Consider the following 5,396-nt stretch of genomic DNA (forward strand, 5'->3'; position numbering starts at 1 on the left):
GAAGAGGTTGAAACAGCAGTTTGTTGTTTTTCATCAGAAAGAGGATGAGAACTTCCTGAACCTAAGACTTCAATAACGTGACTTCCAAGAGAGGAAACAGTTGGAGATACAGAAACACTAGAGACATTCTGTGCCCCTCTTAAATGACGTGGAGGACGTGGTTTAGCTGGTTGTTTTATAGTAGGTTTACGAGAGCCTGTATTTTTTCCTCTAGAAGGAGCACCTTGATCAGATAATGCAAGAGGAATCTTCGTTTTCTTGTTTACACACTGTGCTTCAGTATTCGAACGTGTCGTACCTCCAGAGGCTCTTCCTAAATACCAAATTGTAGCACTACCACTAGAATCAGCACATCTATCTCTCTTCAGCAATTGATATTGATAGGCCCCACCATCAACAGCTGTAATGTCCTTACCCGAAAGGTCTGCCAGAGTAAAATTAGCGCCTCCATTGTGGCTTCTATCAGTAATTAAATTAATCCCTGTGACCAAACTATTCTTTTGTGAGAGAAGACCTGTAATTTCACGACCAGAATCTGCAACGCTTATTTTGTGATTACCTGCGCCCTCATCAATCGATAAGTAATCACTCGAATCCCCCGTAGCACTAATATTGAATCGAAAATGTAAACTCCCTGAAAGTTTCTCAACATGAAGTGAAATATATCGTGGATCATACGGTATAGAAGTAAAAATAACAGTCCCATTTTGCCCCCCTAAATCTTCAATTTCAATCTGAGGTTTTTCTCCCATATTCCGTTCACCAACCTCAAATATTGTTTCATCCACTCTGTCCTTTATAGGAATTTTTTTCTTAGTCGTATGATTTGTCCTATCACCAGCGAATAAATAAAGTTCTCCGTGATCATTAATCCTTACTTCTCCAAGGACCTCTTGTACACCAACATGGAACCACGATTTAGCAAAGTTGTTAACAGTCAGACCATCCACAAACCCTTCAGGATATACAACTTGAATAGCTTGATCCTTCAAATTAGTAGCATAAGATTCTCCTAACGCTAAGACGTGTTGTCTCCCATTCCCAGAGACCTCAGCATACATTGATTTTCCCCCCTCTTTTCTTTGTCCTGCATAAAGATTTTGTTCTCCGTTATCTCCCACTTTCGTATACCAACCCCACGCTCCATCATACACATTCTGCTGTCCAACTGTTCCACCATCCCCAGTAACTGTGGAATTATATGCACTACTTTTTCTCTCCACGCTTGTAAGATCAATATATGGCTCTTCATGAATAAACTGCTGACCTCCCAAAATTTTGGCGTTCATTGCAATTCCTGCCCGTGTAACTATTTGCATCCCTCCTTTTTTAATAGTGGAACCTACAGAACTTTCTCCATTATCAACAAGCTCTACATCACCATCTTTGAGAATAGTATTATTGCGAAAAAAATTAGACATCAGTGCTATTTTTTTTTCTTCCTCTTCTCTATTTACCACATGTGTTTCTCTTGTTAGCACTCTATTCCTACTCTCAACTGCACTTGCAGATTGCACAAGACAACTACTGATCATCAATACTGAAAAACTTAATTTGTATTTATACCGCATTATCCACACTCCACTCTCAATTATTTAGAAAAATACCCCGCGACTACATAGATAGCTCATTTTAGATTGTATCATAATGTGTTTTATTTATGTCTAAATACAATTTTTTAGTGTATTTTTTAATTTAAACAACTTAAAGTTGTTTATCTATAAACCACTAAAAAACTCTAACTTAAGGCAGAAAAATTGAATAAAATTCAAAATGTTCACTTAAGTTAAAGGAATAATTTGCATATCTGGAATTATAGATGAAAAAAATGCTCGTGCCCTTTAATGGGGCCCTCTCTTCACGTAAAACAAAACGCCATTGGGTTGTACATTCACTCACTTGTTTTAAAGAGACATCTCTCAATGCACTCAAGCCCATTTCGCCACGTCATCCATGAATGATATACCGGTAAAGCCATTGATCCCCCAATCTTTACGCTTATGAAGAAGCGAGCCGATATCATCATACACTTTTCCAGCCCTAAAATGTTGCAACGCGACACCCTTTGGTACTTGAGGCAGTTTATAAGAGGTATTTTTAGTTCTTTCTTGTACAATTTTTATCCACGCAGGCTTCCCTGCTTGTGACGTGCAAGAAAATGGTTTTGATTGATTCAACATAAACAGATTTGGAATGAGAGAATCCTATGATTTTCGCGACTCTCATTCAACATGCATAGAAATGAATTATTATTATAAATTCAGTATGTTGCCTTTAAAAGAGAGAGTATAAAGACATTTCTACTATTTGAGAAAGTCCTTACACTCTCGAGAAGACATAGCCGAACGTTATCTGTTTAAGTTTGCAAAACAATTACATTTGTAAAGTTAATCAGCCATGCACACATATTTAGAAACTATAGCGTAATCCTAAAATACCTTGAAGAGCATTCTTAATCTTATGTCCTTTTAGATAATGTGCTTCCGCATAAAGTGTTAGTTTATCATTGACCGAACCGTTTAAACCAATTCCCAATTTACCCGCACTGCCTGATAAATCTGTAATAAATTTATACTGGTTATTAATTGTCGTATAATTATTATTTATATTCTCACGCAACCAAGCTGCCATAATGTAAGCTGTTAATGAAGTTTCTGAACTCACAAAAAATTCATGTCCTGCAGTCAATCCAACTTCACTGCGGAATGAAGTTAATGGGCTTAGATCACCTATCATTCCATTGGAAAGTTTTATTCTTTTACCTTCAACCTGCAAACCTGTTAGCTTGATATAAGGCTGCATCCAAGTATTCTGTGCCGGTTCAAAATAACAACCAATCTCAAATGATCCACCTATCGCCCACTGATTGTAATGACTTTGAATGGCTAAACCATTCGTTGATATGGCTTTCAAATTATCTCGGTAATAATTATATTTCAAAACACCATCCATATACCATCCACGATGATCAAAATAAGTTGCGTAAGTTCCAATACTATAAGAGCTCAAATCGCTGTCACCACCTCGTGCATGAGAAATACGTGCTTGATCATAACTCCCGAAACCACCAACATACAACTCTCCATGCCTTAATTCACTCAACTGATCAGCACCAAAGACTAAACCTGTCTGCCCAAGCTTAAAGTGTGTATGGCCTGTCGCAACACGTTCTCTGCTCTTAATCCCATAAGTCCATAGTTCGATATCTTTCTTATTTCTGTCCCAAATTTTTCTACCATTCCGTATAATTTGCAACTCATTATTAAAAATAAGCCCAGGAACTACGGACAACGTTAACACTGCATCTGTAGAGGGGGTTGTTGATGTTTCTCCAGGAAAAAAAGGATTTGTCGGATTTGGTATAGAAGGTTCTGGTCCACTGAGGCGGTCTGCCGATAAAAACCAAACTTTTCCATTTTCATCCTTTCTTTCTTTCAAATCATACATATAAGTCCCACCATCAATGGCGTTAATTTTTTCACCCTTAAGATCTGTCAGCGTAAAATGCGCTCCACCACTTTGATCCGTAATTAAATCACGCTTATTTGAAAAAGGATCCGTGATTTCAACTCCAGAATCAGCAACACTTATTGTATGTTTCCCAGCGCCTTTCTCAACCAAGAGATAATCACCACGGTTATGGGCAATCGTAGTATTGAACGCGAAATGTAAATTTCCTGAAAGATTATTCACATGAAGCTGAGAATAATATGGATCAGAACCTGTAAACGAAAAAATAACACTCCCTTCACCACTTAATTTTTGTATCAAAGAACTTTTTCCATCAAACTCATCAGTAATAGAGTATAGTTTTGTATCTTTTCCATTTAAAATAATATCTTCTACTGTGGTGCGCTGTTGATCATTCCCAGCATAAAGATGGATCTGCCCAGAATGGTTTACTTGTGTCTTGCCTTCTAATGTTGCTCCAGCATGCACCCATGATTTTGTTTGATCATTCATTGTTAGATTTTTTACAGATCCATCAGTATATATTTCCTGAATAGCACTCTCATTTAAAGTGACTCCAATAGCCTGACCGCCTTTTAAGATACGTTGTTTACCACCACCAAAAACTTCTGTGTCAAATGCAAAACCACCATTTTTTGCACTTTGAGACTTTTGTCCAACCTCTTGGACACCCCCTTGCATAACTTTTGTATTCCAAACTTTTCCGCCATCATATACTTTTTGTTGGCCTAGTGTTTCATCTTGACCATAAATGATAGTATGAGAAGCACTACTGCCTTTAATCTCTCCTCCAATATCCCCCTCGCCGAAAACAAGCTGCTCACCGCCATAAATTTTAGTCCCCTCTACTTTCCCTCCATTTCCAACACTTTGGTGCCCGCCTTCTTTAACAACAGCATTTTTCGAAAAACCTTGTTTTCCCTTTAAAGCCTGAACATTTTCAATTCCACCATGTTCAATTTTACTATTCTCACTGAGTCCTCCTGCATACACATAAAGCTCTGCACCATTCCTTACAGTGTTATTAATGGATCGCCCTGGACTATCAATCTCACCATCATTTGAAATGTATGCTTTACCTTCATTATCAAGGATATAATTTTCTAACATTGCCCCATCTTTAATGGAAATAAGTTCAGGCTTTTTAAGGAATGCAGTATTTTGTTCTTGTGCATTATATCCAGCATTGTCACGATGACTGCTGTCAAGCTCCTGTTGACTCGCAAACACTCTAGCACCCTTATCCATGATAAAATCGCTAGGCTTTTTCAAAAAGTCTAATTCATTGCGCGTTCTTACCATGACATCATTAGAGGCTCCAAGTATGCATCTGCCTGTTTTCATATCCTCATTGTATTGATCTTGAAATACTTTATCATTTTCATAACTTGAAGATTGACAAAAAAGTGCTGTTCTCCCCTCATTTGCAGCAGCAGCTTGCACAAAACAGCTGCTCAACATGAGTATCCAACAATGTCGTTTCCATTTATATTGTAGAGCCATATCCTCCCCCCTTCACGCCTGCATAGACACTAAACGTAATTAGCTCTACAAAACATATTTTCAACCTTAGATTGCAATAATCCTTCTTAAAAATCCCCCTTATCTCATAAAAAACCGTTCTTTATAGTTTTTTAATACTTTTTTGATCAAGAATATAAGAGCGCTTTTATAGTGCTTCTTTAGCATTTTCTCGGAGTTTTCTTATCAAAGATAAAAAGTAATGCATAATCAAGTATATAAGGGTATACAGTTTATCATGAAAAACGAAGCTGCGTACTCTGAAAAATTGTTCTCTGATGCTGCATTAAAAACTTAAAAAAACTAATCATACATTTAAAGATAACTAAAAAATAACCATGTCGTTAGAAACTATAGCGTACACCTAAAATACCCTGAAAGGACTGTTTTGTTTTACGCCCTTT

The 5,396-nt window shown here is 37.2% G+C and carries 3 protein-coding genes; all 3 read right to left on the bottom strand.

Features of this window, described 5'->3' with window-relative positions:
• The coding region (locus ACFIMA_RS09035) for a pertactin-like passenger domain-containing protein (protein WP_375693386.1) at positions 1 to 1,571 on the bottom strand (1,571 nt) is incomplete at its 3' end.
• Positions 1,572 to 1,928: 357 nt separating this feature from the next.
• Positions 1,929 to 2,180 carry a hypothetical protein gene (locus ACFIMA_RS09040; protein WP_375693385.1) on the bottom strand — a complete coding sequence of 84 codons (252 nt, stop codon included), beginning with the start codon at positions 2,178 to 2,180 and terminating at the stop codon, positions 1,929 to 1,931.
• Between the two features lie 229 nt (positions 2,181 to 2,409).
• The gene (gene bafA, locus ACFIMA_RS09045) at positions 2,410 to 4,974 is read right to left on the bottom strand and encodes a BafA family autotransporter (RefSeq protein ID WP_375693384.1); all 2,565 of its coding nucleotides are present in this window, start codon (positions 4,972 to 4,974) and stop codon (positions 2,410 to 2,412) included.
• Positions 4,975 to 5,396: the final 422 nt, after the last annotated feature.

It is taken from the genome of Bartonella sp. AP88HLJMH (genome assembly GCF_042195605.1).
Lineage (GTDB): Bacteria > Pseudomonadota > Alphaproteobacteria > Rhizobiales > Rhizobiaceae > Bartonella.